The sequence below is a fragment of the Streptomyces sp. NPDC050732 genome, assembly GCF_040654255.1.
GTDB lineage: Bacteria > Actinomycetota > Actinomycetes > Streptomycetales > Streptomycetaceae > Streptomyces.
The window spans coordinates 166,250-183,230 of the sequence record NZ_JBFAHP010000011.1; the positions used below are offsets into that span (position 1 = coordinate 166,250).

Annotated in this window: 12 protein-coding genes; 8 read left to right on the forward strand and 4 right to left on the reverse strand. The window is 72.7% G+C overall.

All coding sequences use genetic code 11. The features are described 5' to 3' along the window. The first annotated feature begins 154 nt into the window (after positions 1–154). From sph to AB0H82_RS12850, 3 genes are read left to right on the forward strand one after another with little or no spacing between them, the layout of a single operon-like run. Complete coding sequence (gene sph / locus AB0H82_RS12840) at positions 155–1,150, forward strand: sphingomyelin phosphodiesterase (RefSeq protein ID WP_362991817.1); 996 nt, start codon at positions 155–157, stop codon at positions 1,148–1,150. Between the two features lie 16 nt (positions 1,151–1,166). Beyond that, entirely contained in the window at positions 1,167–2,384 is a 1,218-nt protein-coding gene (locus tag AB0H82_RS12845) for an AAA family ATPase (RefSeq protein ID WP_362991819.1), read from the forward strand. Further along, a complete protein-coding gene (locus AB0H82_RS12850) occupies positions 2,377–3,939 on the forward strand; it encodes a VWA domain-containing protein (protein WP_362991821.1) in 1,563 nt (520 codons plus the stop codon). Before AB0H82_RS12845 ends, AB0H82_RS12850 begins: the two co-directional genes overlap by 8 nt. A 24-nt stretch (positions 3,940–3,963) precedes the next feature. On the opposite strand, the gene AB0H82_RS12855 is transcribed toward AB0H82_RS12850, so the two are convergent. From AB0H82_RS12855 to zapE, 3 genes are all read right to left on the reverse strand, one after another. Then, positions 3,964–4,551: a DinB family protein gene (locus AB0H82_RS12855; protein ID WP_362991824.1), complete on the reverse strand. Its 588-nt coding sequence runs from the start codon at positions 4,549–4,551 to the stop codon at positions 3,964–3,966. Positions 4,552–4,630: 79 nt separating this feature from the next. Continuing rightward, entirely contained in the window at positions 4,631–5,992 is a 1,362-nt protein-coding gene (locus AB0H82_RS12860) for a PhoX family protein (protein ID WP_362991826.1), read from the reverse strand. Between the two features lie 149 nt (positions 5,993–6,141). After that, complete coding sequence (gene zapE, locus AB0H82_RS12865) at positions 6,142–7,233, reverse strand: cell division protein ZapE (protein WP_362991828.1); 1,092 nt, start codon at positions 7,231–7,233, stop codon at positions 6,142–6,144. A gap of 36 nt (positions 7,234–7,269) precedes the next feature. Here zapE and AB0H82_RS12870 point away from each other — a divergent pair, with 36 nt between their 5' ends. The 4 genes from AB0H82_RS12870 (at position 7,270) to msrB (ending at position 10,601) form a co-directional block, all read left to right on the forward strand. Further along, positions 7,270–8,046 (forward strand): pyrimidine reductase family protein, encoded by a 777-nt coding sequence (locus AB0H82_RS12870; RefSeq protein ID WP_362991830.1) that lies wholly within the window; start codon positions 7,270–7,272, stop codon positions 8,044–8,046. A 136-nt stretch (positions 8,047–8,182) separates the two neighbouring features. Beyond that, on the forward strand, positions 8,183–8,665 hold the full coding sequence (locus AB0H82_RS12875; RefSeq protein ID WP_362991832.1) for an indole-3-glycerol phosphate synthase: 483 nt from the start codon (positions 8,183–8,185) through the stop codon (positions 8,663–8,665). A gap of 102 nt (positions 8,666–8,767) precedes the next feature. Continuing rightward, positions 8,768–10,180 (forward strand): UDP-N-acetylmuramate--L-alanine ligase, encoded by a 1,413-nt coding sequence (gene murC, locus AB0H82_RS12880; RefSeq protein WP_362991834.1) that lies wholly within the window; start codon positions 8,768–8,770, stop codon positions 10,178–10,180. A gap of 13 nt (positions 10,181–10,193) precedes the next feature. Then, positions 10,194–10,601 carry a peptide-methionine (R)-S-oxide reductase MsrB gene (gene msrB / locus AB0H82_RS12885; RefSeq protein WP_362991836.1) on the forward strand — a complete coding sequence of 136 codons (408 nt, stop codon included), beginning with the start codon at positions 10,194–10,196 and terminating at the stop codon, positions 10,599–10,601. A 329-nt stretch (positions 10,602–10,930) separates the two neighbouring features. Here the strand turns inward: msrB and AB0H82_RS12890 are convergent, their stop codons facing one another. Continuing rightward, on the reverse strand, positions 10,931–13,969 hold the full coding sequence (locus AB0H82_RS12890; RefSeq protein WP_362991838.1) for a BTAD domain-containing putative transcriptional regulator: 3,039 nt from the start codon (positions 13,967–13,969) through the stop codon (positions 10,931–10,933). Positions 13,970–14,201: 232 nt separating this feature from the next. Between AB0H82_RS12890 and AB0H82_RS12895 the strand changes: the two genes are divergently transcribed. Continuing rightward, positions 14,202–16,679 carry a tetratricopeptide repeat protein gene (locus AB0H82_RS12895; RefSeq protein WP_362991840.1) on the forward strand — a complete coding sequence of 826 codons (2,478 nt, stop codon included), beginning with the start codon at positions 14,202–14,204 and terminating at the stop codon, positions 16,677–16,679. Positions 16,680–16,981 lie beyond the last annotated feature (302 nt).

Consider the following 16,981-nt stretch of genomic DNA (forward strand, 5'->3'; position numbering starts at 1 on the left):
AGGCGGCCCTTCCGGCGCCGCGGCGGGGCCACTTGTTCACGCGACGTATCCCCAGAAGTAATCCCAGCTGCTTGGATGTCCGAGCACCCGGACAAGGGCAGCACCCGCACCAGCCGTAACGACAGCAACCACCCCCACGCCAACAGGAGTTACCGTGTCGCACACAGCGCTGCGCAGGACCCACGCGGCCGCGATCACCACCGTGCTCGCCGCCGCCACGCTCGCCGCCGTCGCCCCGTCCGCGACCGCCGCCGACGCCTCCGCCGCTCCTCCCTCGCTCAAGGTGCTCACGTACAACGCCTTCCTGTTCAGCAAGTCGCTCTACCCGAACTGGGGCCAGGACCACCGCGCCAAGGCGATACCGGCCGCCGGCTTCTTCCGGGGCCAGGACGTCGTCGTGCTGCAAGAGGCGTTCGACAACTCCTCGTCCGACGCGCTGAAGGCCAACGCGGCGGCCCAGTACCCGCACCAGACCCCCGTGATGGGCCGCAGCAAGAGCGGCTGGGACGCCACCGGCGGCGCGTACTCCTCCGTGACGCCGGAGGACGGCGGCGTGACGGTCCTGAGCAAGTGGCCCGTCGTGCGCAAGGAGCAGTACGTCTACAAAGACGCCTGCGGCTCCGACGCCCACTCCAACAAGGGCTTCGTCTATGCCGTGCTGGACGTGAACGGCACCAGGACGCACGTCGTCGGCACCCACGCCCAGTCCACCGACCCCGGCTGCGGCAGCGGGGAGGCCGCGGCCACCCGTGCGAAGCAGTTCAAGGAGATGGACGCCTTCCTGGACGCCAAGAACATCCCCGCGGGCGAACAGGTCATCGTCGCGGGCGACTTCAACGTCGACTCGCGCAGCTCCGAGTACGCCTCGATGCTCGCCGACGGCGGCCTCGCCGCCGCCGACACCCGCACCGGCCACCCGTACTCCTTCGACACCCGCGACAACTCCATCGCCGCCGAGCGTTACCCTGACGACCCGCGCGAGGATCTCGATCACATCCTCCACCGCAAGGGCCATGCCCGGCCCGCCACCTGGCACAACAACGTGATCAAGGAGCAGAGCGCGCCCTGGACGGTCTCCAGCTGGGGCAAGGAGTACAGGTACACGAACCTGTCGGACCACTACCCCGTGACGGCGTACCAGGGGTACTAGGGGAGGCACGACCTGGATGGGCGCGGAGGACACCGCCACGACACTGCGGGCGATCGGCGACGAGCTGTCGGACCGCTTCTACGAGCGGGACGACGTGGTGCGGACCCTGCTGGCGACGCTGCTGGCCGGCCAGCACTCGCTGCTGCTCGGCCCACCGGGAACAGCCAAGTCCGAGCTGGCCCGGGAGCTCACGGGCAGGGTCGTGGGCGCGTCCTACTGGGAGATACTCCTCTCCAAGTTCACCGCGCCCACCAGGATGTTCGGCCCCGTCGACGTCGCCGCGCTGGCCAGGGGCGAGTACCGCCAGGTCTACGACGGCCGCGCCACGACCGCGCACATCGCGTTCATCGACGAGATCTTCAAGTGCTCCACGGCGGCGCTGAACGAGACGCTGGGCTACCTCAACGAGCGGATCTACCACCCCGAGAGCGGCGGTGAGCCCATCCGCTGCCCCCTCATCGGGGCCATCACGGCGAGCAACGAACTGCCCGAAGGGGACGGTACGGCCGCGATCTACGACCGGCTCCTCGTCCGCCTCGAAGTCGGATATCTGGAGGACCCGGCGAACTTCGCCGCGCTGGTCCGCTCCGCCGTCCGCCGCCCGCGGACGCCGGCGCGGACCACGGTCGAGCTGGCCGATCTGCGGCACGCCGTGACCGGGGCCGTCCCGGCCGTGGAGGTCCCCGACGGGATCGTGGACGCGGTGTGCACGCTCCGGGCCGCCCTGCGCCGCAAGGAACTCATCGCCTCCGACCGGCGCTGGCGGCAGGCGGTGGGCCTGCTCCAGGCATCCGCGTACCTGGCAGGGCGCCCGGCGGTCGCCGAGACCGACCTGTCGGTGCTGACCCATGTGCTGTGGGACTCACCCGCCCAGCGCCCGACCGTCGAGCGCGAGGTGCTGCACCTGGTCAGCCCCGACGCCAAGGAGGCGCTCGACCTGGCCGACACCATCGACGAGCTGGAGGCCCAGCTCGACGCCATGGCCGGGCAGTCCCGCGAGGCGCTGAGCGAGTGGGTCATCACGAAGGCCCACGGCAAGCTCGCCCTGGCGGGCAAGCGGCTGGAGAGGCTGCGCGCGGAGGCGGCCGCCGCGGGCCGCTCCACCGCCACCGTCGAACGGGTCACGGGACGCCAGCGGGCCGTCCGCGCACGCGTCCTCACCGAGGCCCTGGGACTGGACGCGAGCACCGTGCGGGACCAGCTCGGCGGGCCGGGGGAGCAGGGCAGTGAGTGAGGCACCGGGCACGCACGACGAGCTGGCGAGCCGCGCCGGGACGTGGCCGAGCCCGGCCGCCGCCGCCGCTTCCGAGCGGCACACCACGGCCGTGGTCGCGGACCGGTTCGACCGGATCGCCTGGCGCGACACCTACGAGCAGTCGGCCGGACTGCGCGAGCTGGCCGACGAGTTGCACCAGCGCCACGGCCACACCGCCGACCTGCTGGCCGACGCGTTCCTCGCCGCCTACAAAGTCGCCCCGCGACTGCGCGAGCCCGCGGAGATGGACCCCTGCCGACTGGTCCACCACCAGATCATCACCGCGCTGGTGGACTCACCCGACTTCGCCGACCTGCGCCGCGAGACGGCCGGTGACCCCTACGCCGCCGCCGTGGCCGTACTCGCCCAGGCCACCGCGCTGCGCCAGATCCTTGAGCACTCCCGGGACGCCCTGCGCCAGGCCGAACAGGCGAACAGCGCCCGGCAGGCCGCCGAAGCCGCGGCGACCGCCACCGCCGAAGCACTCCGGCAGACCGCCGGCCAGGCCGCCGAGAGCGCGGCGGCCGACGCCCGGCGGGCCGCCCGGGGCGCCGCGCAGGCCCTCGCCGCGGCGGCCCCCGGCAACCGTGCCGCCGCGCGGAACGCGGTGGCGAAAGCGGCACGGGCCGCGCGGCAGGAGGCGACGCTGACGCGGGCATGGGGAGTCGGCCCCGGCGAGCTGGAGCGGATGCCGTACGAAGAACGCGCCCGGCTCGCCGAGCGGCTGCGCACCGGCCGCCTCGCCCGGTGGGCCGAACTCATCGGCCGCTTCCGGCAGATGGCCGACGGCGAACGCGCCCGCAAGGTGGAGAACGCCACCGGCGAACTCGTCGGCGTCACGCTCGGCGACGACCTCTCCCGCGTCGTCCCCTCCGAGCTGGCCAACCTCGGCCTGCCCGAACTGCGCGCCGTGTTCGCCGCGCGCTACGCCGCCGGGGAGCTGATGCTCTACGACAGCCGGGGAGAGCAGGCCACCGGCCGGGGCGCGGTCATCGCGTGCGTCGACACCTCGCACTCCATGTACAGGGAAGGGCCCGGCGGAGTCACCCGGGAGGCCTGGGCCAAGGCGTGCGCCCTCGCCCTGCTGGACCAGGCCCGGCACGCCCGGCGGGACTTCGTCGGCATCCTGTTCTCCGCCGCCGACAAGATCCAGGTCTTCCGCTTCCCGGCCGACCGGCCCGCCGGCATCGCCCGGGTGCTCGACTTCGCGGAGACCTTCCTCGGCGGCGGCACCAGCTACCAGACACCTCTGTCGACGGCGGGCGACCTGCTGGCGGAGGAGTTCGACGACGCCGCCCGCAGGCGCGGCGACATCGTGCTGCTCACCGACGACGAATGCGGCGTGACCGAGGAGTGGACGCGCGGCTGGAACGACGCCAAACGCCGGCTGGGCTTCCGCGTCTTCGGCGTGGCCATCGGCGCCCCGCCCACCGCCGAGGAGGGCTCGGTCCTGGACGCCCTCTGCGACAACCTGCGCTCCGTCGAGGACTTCACCGACGTCCGGGCCGCCGCCGACCTCTTCCGCTTGATCTGACGCGGCGCGGCCGTTGGCGGCCCGTCACTGGCCGACCCTGCCGTCGACGCACTCGCGCAGCAGGTCGGCGTGGCCGCAGTGCCTGGCGTACTCCTCGATGCGGTGCACCAGCAGCTCCCGGACCGACGTCCTGTCCTTCCCCAGCCGCTCGCCCAGGTCGCAGTGGCCGGCGAGCGCGGCGTCGGTGGCCGCCTGTTCGCGTGCCAGGTCGGCGAAGGCGGCGTCGACCACGGCCTGTTCGGCGACGGCTCCGTGGAAGTCCGCGTCGCGCTCGCCGTACAGCTTGGGCGTCGGGTCGCCGTCGCTGATCCAGTTGCGCCAGTCCCGCTCCACCTCGGCGAGGTGCCGGACCAGACCGAGGAGCGACATCGTCGAGGGCGGCACCGACCGGCGGGCCAGCTGCTCCGGGTCCAGGCCCTCGCACTTCATGCGCAGGGTCATGCGGTAGTGCGTCAGGAAGTCGAGCAGGGTCGGCAGCTCGCCGTCCGGGCTGCCGCCCTCGCTGTCGCGGGGGTCGTCGTCCGGGTCGGCCCACATGTCGGGGTAGGTGGTCGCCCGGGTCCACCGCGCGGGTTGCCCGCTCTGGTCGCTCTCGCCGCTCTGGTCACTCATGCGGGTCATGTTCGTCCGTGCGGAGCCCGGTCCGCCAGTGATTTGTCACCGCGGGCCGGGCAGCGCGGACCTCGGGACGCTACTTGTGCCAGGGGCCCGTCACCGCGAACGTCGTGCCGGGCGTGTAGCAGTTCACGTACAGCGTCTCGTGGTCGGGGGAGAAGGCGGCGCCCGCGAACTCGCCCCACTCGGGCTTCTCGGGGGTGCCGATGTTCTGGCGGTTGCGGGCCATCGCGTAGACCTCGCCGCGCCGGGTGACGCCGTACACGTGCTGGGCGCCGTCGCCGTCCTCGCACACCATCAGGCCGCCGCTCGGCGCGAGGCAGATGTTGTCGGGGGACTCGCCCGGCAGCTGGATGTCGGTGCTCGGCCCGAACACGACGACGAGGGTGAGCCGTCGGCCGGCCGGGTCGTACCGCCAGACCTGACCGAAGTGGTCGGCCGCCGAGCCGTCCCGGCTGCGCGCGAAGGACGACACGAAGTAGACGGACGAGCCGCCCCAGTAGCAGCCCTCCAGCTTCTGCGCGTGAGTGACGCCCTTCTGGCCGAAGTCCTGGTGGCGGATGGGCGTTTGAGCGGCCAGCGGGTCCGGGACGTCGGCCCACTCGATGCCGTCGAAGCTCGCGCCCGTCTCCTGGATCGAGGACAGGTCGCGCACGCCGGGCACCCGCATGGCCTGCAGTCTGCCGCCCGCGCGCAGCGAACCGCGGCCGCCCCCCGGCTTCTTGGGCAGGAAGCGGTAGAAGAGGCCGAAGGGCTTCTCGAAGGCGTCCTCGGTCTCGTAGACCACGCCGCGCTTCGGGTCGACGGCGACGGCCTCGTGCTGGAAGCGGCCCATCGCGGTCAGCGGCACCGCGCCGGTGCGGCGCGGGTCCACCGGGTCGACCTCGAAGACGAAGCCGTGGTCCTTGGTGTAGCCGTTCGTACCGGCCTTGTCCTCGGTCTCCTCGCAGGTGAGCCAGGTGCCCCAAGGGGTCGGCCCGCCCGCGCAGTTGACGGCGGTCCCGGCGATCGCGACGCGCTCGTCCAGGACCTCGTCTCTCCGGTCGAGCGCGAGCGCCGTGCACCCGCCCTTGGCCGCCGGGTCGTAGGTCAGACCTCCGACGGTCGGCACGGCGATCCTGCCGGTGACGCGGTTCTCGTGGTTGCGCACGAGATGGACGCCGCCGTTCCGGCCCCGGAAGGCGGCCATGCCGTCGTGGTTGCCCGGCACCTTGCCCTCACCCGACCGCAGGGGCTCGCCCTCACGCGAGAGGACCTTGTAGCGGAAACCTTTCGGCAGGTCGAGCAGGCCCTTGGGGTCGGGCACGAGGGGGCCGTATCCGGCCTTCCCGTGCGCGGCGGCGGTGCCCGCGAAAAGTTCCGAAAGGGCGCCGGTGAAGGCGATTCCGGCGCCCAGGGCACCGGTACGGGCAAGAACCTGACGTCGAGTGGCAGACATGATGGGCAACCTCCTGCTGGCGGACAGGAATGTGACCGGATGTGTGTACCACGCGCCTTGGTGCACGGGAACCACGCGCGTAGCTTCCGTTTCACGTGCCGACTTCGCGCGCCGTCCCGTGTCCCGCCCGCCGGAGCGGGACCACTCGACTACTCGCCCACGAGTCCCTTCGCGTCCCGCGCGAGCGCCGTGAGCCGCGAGATGGCCCGGAAGTACTTCTTCCGGTATCCGCCGTTCAGCATGTCCTCACTGAAGAGCCGGTCGAAGGGCACACCGGAGGCGAGCACCGGTACCTCTCGGTCGTACAGCCGGTCGGCCAGCACCACAAGACGCAGGGCGGTCGACTGGTCGGGCACCGGCGTCACGTCGGTGAGGCAGACGGCGGAGAGCCCGTCGGTCAGCGCGCCGTACCGGCTCGGGTGGACCTTGGCCAGGTGCGCGAGGAGGTGCGGGAAGTCGTCGAGCGAGGCGCCGTCGGTCGCGTACGCCGCCTTGGTGACCTGCTCCTCCGAGTACGGAGCCGGCGCCTCCGGCAGGCCGCGGTGGCGGTAGTCCTCGCCGTCGATCCGCAACGCCTTGAAGTGGGACGACAGGCCCTGGATCTCGCGCATGAAGTCCGTGGCCGCGAACCGGCCCTCACCGAGCTTGCCCGGCAGCGTGTTCGACGTCGCGGCGAGCGCCACGCCCTGCTCGACGAGCTTGGAGAGCAGCGAGGAGACCAGGACCGTGTCGCCCGGGTCGTCGAGCTCGAACTCGTCGATGCAGAGCAGCCGATGGCCGCTGAGGGTGCGCACGGTCTGCTGGAAGCCGAGCGCGCCGACCAGGTTCGTGAGCTCGACGAAGGTGCCGAAGGCCTTCTGCTCGGGCGCGGCGGGCGCCGCGTGCCAGAGGGAGGCGAGGAGGTGGGTCTTGCCGACGCCGTAGCCACCGTCGAGGTAGATGCCGCGCGGGCCCGCGGGGGCGGCGGCCTTCCTCTGGAACCAGCGCTTCCGGCCGGAGCCGGAGGCGTGCGCACCGCCGAGCCCCGCCGCGAAGCCGCTGAGGACGCGGACCGCCTCGGTCTGACTCGGCTGGTTCGGGTCCGGAATGTACGTATCGAAGCGGACCGAGTCGAAGCGCGGCGGCGGCACCATCTCGGCGACCAGTCGGTCGGCCGGGACGTGGGGCTCACGGGCGCACAGGGACAGCGGAGCCACTTCGGCTATGGGGCGGTGCCCGGAGGCGGCGGAGGAGGACGACACGGTTCCCCAGCTTAAGGGGCGTGCAAGACTGCGGATATGCGACGCCTGTTCCCTGTGACCGACCAGACAGCAGACCGGACGGACGAGACGGCCGACCGGGAGTGGAGCCTCGACGAGCTGGCCGACGCCTACGCCTACCCGGAGGGGGAGGCGACCTGGCTGCGCGCCAACATGGTGTCGACGCTCGACGGCGCGGCCCACCACGACGGCCGGGCCCACCCCATCTCCGGCGACACCGACATGCGGATCTTCGGCACCCTGCGCAGCCTCGCCGACGCCGTGGTCGTCGGCGCCGAGACCGTCCGCAAGGAGGGTTATCGCCCGGCGAAAGCACGTGCGGTCTTCGAGCGGCACAGGGCGGCGGCCGGGCAGTCGGCGGCGCCCGCCATCGCGGTCGTCAGCGCCGGTCTCGATCTGGACTTCTCCCTTCCGCTCTTCACCGCCCCGGTGACGCCCACGCTCCTGGTGACCGGGGCCGCCGCGCCCGCCGACCGGATCGCCGCAGCGGAGAAGGCGGGCGCCGTCGTGGTGATCGCCGGTGAGGGCGCGACCGTGGAGCCGGAGCGGGTGGCGCCCGCCCTGGCCGAGCGGGGACTGACCCGGCTGCTCACGGAGGGCGGGCCCCGCCTTCTCGGGCAGTTCGTGGCCGCCGGGGCGCTGGACGAGCTCTGTCTGACGGTCTCCCCGATGCTGACGGCGGGGGACGCCCAGCGGATCGCGGGCGGGTCCGCTCTCCAGGTGCCGGCGCGCTTCGCACTGGCGTCCGTACTGGAGGAGGCCGGGTTCCTCTTCACCCGATACCGTCGAACCTGACAATCAGCGGAATCAGCCGTTCCGTTTGGCTTCGGCTGGGCACACTAGATCTCGCAGACCCCGTGCGGCCACGGGGCAGGATGGTTTCCGCAAGGGCCTCAGGACGCGGGGCCCACGGATGAGAAGGGCGCCTGGCGTGTTCACAAGCGTATTGATGATCGAGAAGGCCCTGACCTCCGCCGACGTGGAGTTCGTCACCACCTTGCACGGGGACGAGCCGGTCGCCTTCCACGTACTGCTCCAGCCCAGGGGCGATCAGGCGGACCGGCTGCTGCGGGCCATCGACGACGTCGCCCTCGGCGAGCTGGACGAGGCGGCGCGCGAGGGCGAGACCCCGGAGGGCGACGAGGCGACGGGACCCGGCGAGCAGGCGCTGCGGGTCTCGCTGACCGCACTGCGCGCGGCGGGCTGCGCGGCCCAGGGGCGGCTCATCGAGGACCACCCGCTGGACGCGCTCAAGACCCTGGTCGAGGACGCCGACGCCGACGAGGTGATCGTCCTGACCGACCCGCACTACGTGGAGGAGTTCTTCCACCGGGACTGGGCCTCGCGGGCGCGCCACAAGGTGGGCGTCCCGGTCCTGAAGCTGTTCTCGCACAGCCTGGCCGACGAGGCGTAGCGGGGAGCCGGGTGCCTCGGACGGCGTGGGCCGCGGGAGGCCATAGGCTGGTGCCTGCTCAGTCGTCGTACCACCAGTCGTAACACCAGGGGAGACACACGCATGGCACCCGGCCTGCCCCAGTCCATGGCCGACATGGACCGACCGCACTTCATCGGCATCGGCGGCGCCGGAATGTCGGGCATCGCGAAGATCCTGGCCCAGCGCGGCGCCGAGGTCGCGGGCAGCGACGCCCGCGAGTCCGTCACCGCCGAGGCGCTGCGCGCGCTCGGCGTCACGGTCCACATCGGGCACGACGCCGCGCACCTCGCGTCCGACGCGACCTGCGTCGTCGTCTCCTCCGCCATCCGCGCGGACAACCCCGAGCTGGCCCGCGCCGCCGAGCTGGGCATCCCGGTCGTGCACCGCTCGGACGCCCTGGCGTCGCTGATGGAGGGCCGCCGCCCGATCGCGGTGGCGGGTACGCACGGCAAGACGACCACGACGTCGATGCTGGCCGTCACCCTCGCCACCCTCGGCCTCGCCCCGTCGTACGCGATCGGCGGCGACCTGGACGTGCCGGGTTCGAACGCGCTGCACGGCGAGGGCGACATCTTCGTCGCCGAGGCCGACGAAAGCGACCGCAGCTTCCACAAGTACGCGCCCGAGGTCGCCATCGTCCTCAACGTGGAGCTCGACCACCACGCCAACTACGCGTCGATGGACGAGATCTACGAATCCTTCGAGACCTTCGCGGGCAGGATCGTCCCCGGCGGCACGCTGGTCATCTCGGCGGACCAGCCGGGCGCGGTCGAGCTGACCCGGCGCGTCCGGGACCTCGGAGAGCTCAAGGTCGTCACGTACGGCGAGTCCGAGGGCGCCGACCTGCGCATCCACAAGATCACGGCCCGCGGTCTGAGCAGCGAGGTCACCGTCCTCCTGGACGGCAAGCTGCTCACCTTCACGGTCTCGGTGCCCGGCCGGCACTACGCGAACAACGCGGTCGCCGCCCTCGCGGCGGGCATCGCCCTCGGCATCCCGTCCCGGAACCTCGCGGGCGCCCTGAAGTCGTACACCGGCGTCAAGCGCCGCCTCCAGCTCAAGGGCGAGGCGGCGGGCGTCCAGGTCGTCGACTCCTACGCCCACCACCCGACGGAGATGACGGCCGACCTGGAGGCGATGCGCTCCGCCGCGGGCGCCGAGGGCGACTCCCGCATCCTCGTCCTCTTCCAGCCCCACCTCTTCTCGCGCACCCAGGAACTGGGCACGGAGATGGGGCAGGCCCTCGCCCTCGCCGACTCCTCCGTGGTCCTCGACATCTACCCGGCCCGCGAGGACCCGATCCCCGGCATCACCAGCGCCCTGATCATCGACGCGGCCCGCGAGGCGGGCGCCGAGGTCGTGGCCGCGCACGACAAGCCGGAGGCCGTGCGGGCGATCGCGGGAATGGCGAAGCCCGGTGATCTCGTTCTCACCATGGGAGCGGGCGACGTCACGGACCTCGGCCCGCAGATCCTGGCCGAGCTGTCGAAGTAAGGGGATGCCACCCATGGCGTACGACGTCGAGAAGCCGGACGAGCAGTGGCGGGCGGAGCTGACTCCGACGGAGTACGCGGTCCTGCGCCAGGCCGGCACGGAACCCGCCTTCGTCGGTGAGTACACGGACACCCGGACGAAGGGCGTGTACTCCTGTCGCGCGTGCGGCGCGGAGCTGTTCACGTCGTCGGAGAAGTTCGAGTCGCACTGCGGCTGGCCGAGCTTCTTCGACCCGAAGGACACGGACGCGGTGGAACTGCTCCAGGACACCTCGCACGGGATGGTCCGCACGGAGGTGCGGTGTGCCCGGTGTGGATCGCACCTCGGGCACGTGTTCGAGGGTGAGGGGTATCCGACCCCGACGGACCAGCGGTACTGCATCAACAGCATCTCGCTCCGGCTGACACCGGACGAGGGCTGACTCCCTCTCCGGGAGGGGCACGGCGGCGGGGTCTCCGTCGCCGTGCCGGATCGCCGTCAGGCGCGCGTGGTAAGCGCGGACGGCATACAGATGAGTGCGCCCACGGCAGGGGCGGCAAGCGGAACCACCAGGAATAGCGGGACCACCAGGAATAGCGGGGCCTTCTTCATGCGTCCCGCGAAGTGCTTTCGTGCCATGTGCCGACGTTCTCCCATTACTCATTGGTAGTACGGGACGGCGGAATTTCGCTGCCCCGCCGGGATCTTTGCGCAGCGGCGGCGCGTGGCGCAAGGTAATCGCTGAACTTCTCCATCCGCTTTCTCCGGACGTTAATCCGGAACGGATAATTCCGCCTTGATCCCGGCGAGAGTGGCCCGGGCGCGCGCCGCCTCGGCCGCCGCGCCCGCGCGCTCCGCGGCGGCCACGGCCGCGGCGAGGTGGGCGGCCGCCGAAGCCGCCTGGCCCAGGCGGTGCTCGGCCGCCCCCAGCCCGTGCAGGGCCTGCGCCTCCTCGTGTGTCGCGCCGATGCTCCTGGCCAGCTCAAGGGCGCGCGTGTGCTGCTCGGCCGCCTCGCGGTAGCGGGCCGCCGAATAGAGCGCGCTGCCCATTCCGTGCAGCGTTATCGACGCATTGCGCCGGTCGCCGAGACGGCGGAAGGCGGTCAGCGAATCCTGGTACAGGCCGAGCATTTCATCGAGTTCTTCCGGCGCGTCCATGGTGTTCGCCAGATTGACCTGTGCCATGGCGTGTTCCGCGGTGGTGCCCGAAGTCGCGAGTATATTCCGGGCCTGTTGGAGAAGGTGCCGCGCGGATTCTCTCTCACCGATGCGGAGGCTGAGATCCGATAAATTGTTGAGTACGTGTGCCTCTTCGTGGGTGTCGCCCACCGCGCGGAATCGCATGAGAGCGGATTGGAAGTGCTCGTCGGCGACCTTGAAATTGCCGAGATAGAGGTGGGTGATGCCGAGGTTGTTCTCCGAGCGGGCGATCTGCCAGGGGTCGCCCGAGCGCGTGCGCAGCGCCAGGGCCTCCTCCTGGTCGGCGAGCGCCTCCGGCAGGCGGCCGAGGTTCCACCGCAGGACGCCCCGCGCGTGCCGCACTTCGGCCACCGTCGTGTCGTCGATGCCCCGGGCCGTCGCGAGGGCCCGCCCGAGGGCATCGAGGGCGCGGTCGTAGTGGCCGCTGCGGGACAGTGCGGTGCCCTGGTTGATCAGCGCGTACACCTCGGCCGCCGGCTCGCCCGCCGCTCGCCAGTGCGCCGCGGCCGCCAGGTGCATGTCCTGGGTGTGGGCGGAGTACCTCTCCTCGTGGAGGAAGCCCGCCAGCGAACCGGCGAGCAGCGCCGCCTCGTACGGCCGGCCGTTGGCCCGGCAGTGGCGCTCGGCCGCGATGAGCCCCGAGCACTCCGCCGCCAGCCAGCGCCGGGCGTCGGCCGGGCTGTTCCATACGGGTTTCCGGTAGGCGGAAACGTGCCGGGAAAGGCTGGGGCGCGGGCGGCGCGGCGCGATCAGCCGGTCCGCCGCGTCGGATGCCTGTACGTAGAAATCGATCAGTCGGTGGAGTGCCTGTTCCCGTTCGGCGGCCGCCAGTTCGGAGGACGCCAGCATGCGCGAGTATTCGCCCAGAAGATCGTGAGTGGTGTAACGCTCGGGCGCCGGTTCCTGGATGAGGTGGGCGTCGAGGAGGCCTTCCAGAACACGCTCCGTGCGGTCGAGTGGAAGATCCGCAAGGGCGGCGGTCGTGAATGCGTCATAATCCGGGCCGAGTTGGAGACCGAGAATGCGGAAAACTGCTCTCTCTTCGGCGCTGAGTGTGTGGTACGAGACCTCGAATGCGCGCGCTATCTCCTGCGTGCCGTCCCGGATCTCCCGCAGTCTGCCGTGGCCGTGGGTGAGCCGGTGCAGCAGATGGCCGGCCGTCCAGGAGGTGCGGGAGGCCAGGCGCCGGGCGGCGAGCTCGATCGCGAGGGGCAGGCGCCCGCAGAGCCGCACGATGGCGGTGACCTCGCGGTCCGGGGCGGCGCTCGGCTCGTCGGCCAGCTCGCGGAACAGGGCGACGGCGTCGTCCTCGGGGAGTACGTCGAGCAGGACGGGACGGACGCCGGGGAGCCCGGACAGCCTGCGGCGGCTCGTGACGATCATCAGCGAGGGCGAAGGGCCGGGGAGCAACGGCCGCAAGTGGTCGGGGTCGGCCACGTCGTCCAGGACGATGACGGCGCGGCGGCGGCTGAGCAGGGTGCGCCACAGGCCGACGAGGTCGTCGAGGTCGTCGGGCAGGTCGCCGGGTGCGATGCCCAGCATCCGCAGCAGCGCCGTGAGGGCGGCCCGGGTGGAGAGGGGCTCCTGGCCGGGTGAGTGGGCGCGCAGGTCGAGGTGGAGCTGGCCGTCGGGGAAGAGGGGTTCGAGGCCGCGGGCCGCGTGCAGGGCCAGCAGCGTCTTGCCGACGCCGGCCATGCCGGAGATGGCCTGCAGCGCGATCACGGTGCCGGACGACCGGTCCGCGGCCCGGCCCGCCGCCCGGGTGATGGCCGCCAACTCCGCCTGGCGGCCGACGAGGTCGGCGTGCCGGGGCAGGGTGTGCGGAGTGGCGACCCGTGGTTCCCTGCGGGGGAGCAGTTCACCCAGTGGGGCCCTGGTCAGGACGGCGCGGTGCAGGCGCGCGAGCGCTTCGCCGGGGTCGGCGCCGAGGTGCTCGCGGAGGTGGCGGCGGACGGTTTCGTACACCTGGAGGGCGTCGGCCTGCCGGCCGCAGCCGTACGTCGCGGTCATGAGCTGGGCGGCCAGTGTCTCGTCGCCGGGGTGCCGGTCGAGGAGGGCGGCCACGTCGGGCACGAGCTCGGCGAAACGGCCCCTGCGGAGCTCGATCCCGAACCGGGTCAGATGGGCGGCCAGCTGCTTCTGCGACAGGGTCGCGCGGACGCTCTCCACCCAGAGGCCGCTCAGCCCGGCCAGCGGCTCGCCATGCCAGAGGGCGGCGGCTTCCCGCAGCAGGTCGAGGGCGGCTCCGTCGTCGGCGTCGTCGGCCAGGGTGCGGGCCCGGGCGGCGAGCTGTTCGAACCGGTGGCAGTCGACCTGCTCCGGGCGGATGTCGAGCAGGTACGTGTGGGCTTGCTGCACGAGCGGTCCGTCGCTGCCGGCGGCCCGGAGGCGGCGGCGGATGCGGGCGGCGTAGGTGTGCAGGCCCGCGCGGGGTTTGGCGGGCGGGGTGTCCTCCCACAGGCGGTGGATCAGGGTGTCCAGGGAGACGGGCCGGCCCGCATCGAGGGCCAGGGCCGCGAGGACCAGGCGTTCTTTCGCGGAGCCGAGAAGATCGAGACGGCCGTCGTGTTCCAGCGCGACGGTTCCGAGGACGCGAATTCCGATCTCCACCAGTGCCCCCGTCCGCCGGCCGGCCTGTGTTCTGAATAGGCGTCAAAGAATCGCATGATGTCAATATCGTTCAAATAGTGGCGTTAGATGGTTCACCTCATTGGCTTGTTTTGACGTAATCAGTCTTCGAACACTCTTCAATGCGCGGAGTTCGGTCTGACGGGAACGGCGGACGGGTAGGACGCAGGCGCGCTCCGAAAGGCGCGGGCGTCAACGGGGGAAAGGGCGGGCGATGGACCAGGTGACGGCCCCGGAAGTGCAGGCCGCCCTGGCGCTGGCGGCCGGTCGGCCGGCGATGGCGCGCGCCCTCCTGGACACCGTGCGCGCCCGTGCGGACGCCGCGACGGTCGAACTCGCCCGCGCGTGGGCGTCACCGCCGGCCGGTGCCGACGGCGGTGAGCTGGCCCGGACCCTCGCGGCCGCCCTGGCCGAACAGGCCGTACACCGGCCCGGACTGGCCGCGGACCTCCGGGCCTGGCTCGCCACCGCACAGGCCGCCGCTCCGCCGGACGTCGCCAACGCCGTCGGAGGGGACGCCCGCGTACAGGGAACGGTCGTCCAGGCGCACGGCATCCACGGCGGAGTGCACATCCACCCCGCGGCGGCGCTCGCCACGGAACGGGCACGCGCGGTGCCCCGCCAGATCCCCGCCGTGCCCGCCCACTTCACCAATCGCGAGCGGGAGCTGGCCGCGCTCCACAGGACGGCGACCGCGGCGCAGGACGGGCCGGTGCTCGCGGTCATCAGCGGCCCCGCGGGCGTCGGCAAGACCACGCTGGCGCGCCGCTGGCTGCTCGGCCTCGCCGACGCCTTCCCCGACGGGCAGTTGTACGCCGACCTGCGCGGCCACTCCGACAGCGACCCCGCACGGCCGGGCGAACTCCTCGGGCAGCTCCTGCGGGCCGTCGGCGAGGACCGGGTCCCCGCGGACCTCGGGGAGCAGTCCGCGCTGTGGCGGTCGGCCACCGCCGGGGCCCGGATCGCCCTGCTGCTGGACAACGCGGTGAGCGCGGCCCAGGTCCGCCCGCTGCTGCCCGGCGGCGCCCGGGCGCTGACGGCGGTGACGAGCCGCGGACGCCTGAGCGGCCTCGGCATGGACGGCGCGGCCTTCCATCCGCTGGACGTCCTCGCCACCCACGAGGCGGTGGAGCTGCTCCGCCGCCGGATCGGCGCCGACCGCGTCTCCCGGGAGCCCGAGGCCGCGCTGTCGGTCGCCCGGGCCTGCGCGGGACTGCCCCTCGCCGTGTGTGTCGCCGCGGCGCGCGTGGCGGCCCGGCCCCGGCAGCCGCTCGCCGCGATGGCGGGAGCGCTGGACGGCAGGGGAGGCGGCGCCCTCGACGCACTGAGAGTGGAGGGGGAGTACGCGGTGCGCGGCGCCCTCGATACCTCGTACCGCCTCCTGCCGCCCGAACAGGCCCGCGCCTACCGCACGTTGGGCCTCGCCCCCGTGCCGCTGCTCAGCGTCGAGGTCGCGGCGGAGGCCTGCGCCCTCCGCGTCGACGAGGCGGACCGCCTCCTCGACGAGCTGGCCGAGGTGAACCTCCTGGAGGACCTCGGCCCCGACCCGCGCACCGGCGCCGGACGGTACCGCTTCCACGACCTGGTGAAGACCCACGCGGGACAGCTGGCCGCCGACCACGACGGGCGCGCCGACGCCGAGGCGGCGGTGCGGCGCGTCGTCGACTTCTACCTGTACGCCGCGACCGAGGCAGAAACCCTCCTGACCCCCAGCCACCGCATCCTGCCTCGCCGCTACGCCCAACACCCTTCCCAGCCCCCGCCGTTCACGGACCCGCCCGGCGCACTCCGCTGGCTCGACGCCGAACGCACCCACCTCATGGCGGCGCTGCGCACCGCGGCGGAGCGCGGCTGGGACGACACGGCCTGGATGCTCGCCGACGCCATGTTCCCGCTCTTCCTGCGCCTGCGACCGTACGACCTGTGGATCGAGGCCCACGAGATCGGCCTCGCGGCGGCCCGCCGCGCCGGCGACAGGGCGGCCGAGAGCCAGATGCTCACCTCCGGCGGCACGGGCCTGCGCAACGCGGGCCGGCACGACGAAGCGGTGGCCTGGTTCGGCCACGCGCTGGAGGTGGCGCGGGAGAGGGTGGCCGCGCTGGAAGGCGGCCGGGCGCCGGGCACGGACTCCCCTTCCCGGGACGAAGGGACGGCCGCCCGGCGGGCCGAAGCGCAGGCTCTGCACGGCCTTGGGCAGTCGCATCGGCTGGCCGGACGGCTCGCCGAGGCCGCTCGGTACTTCCGGCTCGCTCTGCCGCTGCGCGAGGAGATCGGCTACCGGCGCGGTGCCGCCCTGACCAGGATCTGCCTGGGGGACGTGGCGCTGGCGGACGGGCGGCCCCATGAGGCGCTGCCCCATCTGACGGCGGCCCGGGCGGAGTTGCTGGCCGAGGACGACCCGTACGACGCGGCCCGCGCCCTGGCCTTCCTCGGGCAGGCCGCCCTGCGGTGCGCGGGCGACGACACGACCGCCGTCGAGGCGGCGGAAACACAACTGGCCCGGGCTATCCGCGAGTTCGAGGCGACAGGGTCCGTGCACTGGCAGGCGCGCGTGCTGGAGATGCTCGGCGAGGCGGCCGAGGAGCGACGGGAACCGGAGCGGGCCAGGCACTGGTACGAGCAGGCCCTGGCCCGCTACGAATCCGTCAGCGCCCCTGACGTACGGCGGGTGCGGGAGCGGTTGCGGGGTTGAGGCTTGAGGTCGCGGCGACGAGTTCCGCGTACCACTCGCACAGCAGCCGTGTGACCTCACGGGGTGACAGGGCCGTTGAGGACGGGTGGTGCACGGACGGCCGGAACGTACGGCGGGTGTGGGGGAGCCAGCCGCCCTCCGACCGGCGCACCACCACCAGCGCGCATCCCGGGTAGCGCCGCAGGGCCCGCGCGGCCAGTGACGCCGCCGCCCGGCACGGGCGCGGGCGGCCCGTGTACAGCACGTCGGCGCACTGCCGCCACGTCTCCCCGGTACGACAGCGGCAGCAACAACCGCAGCAG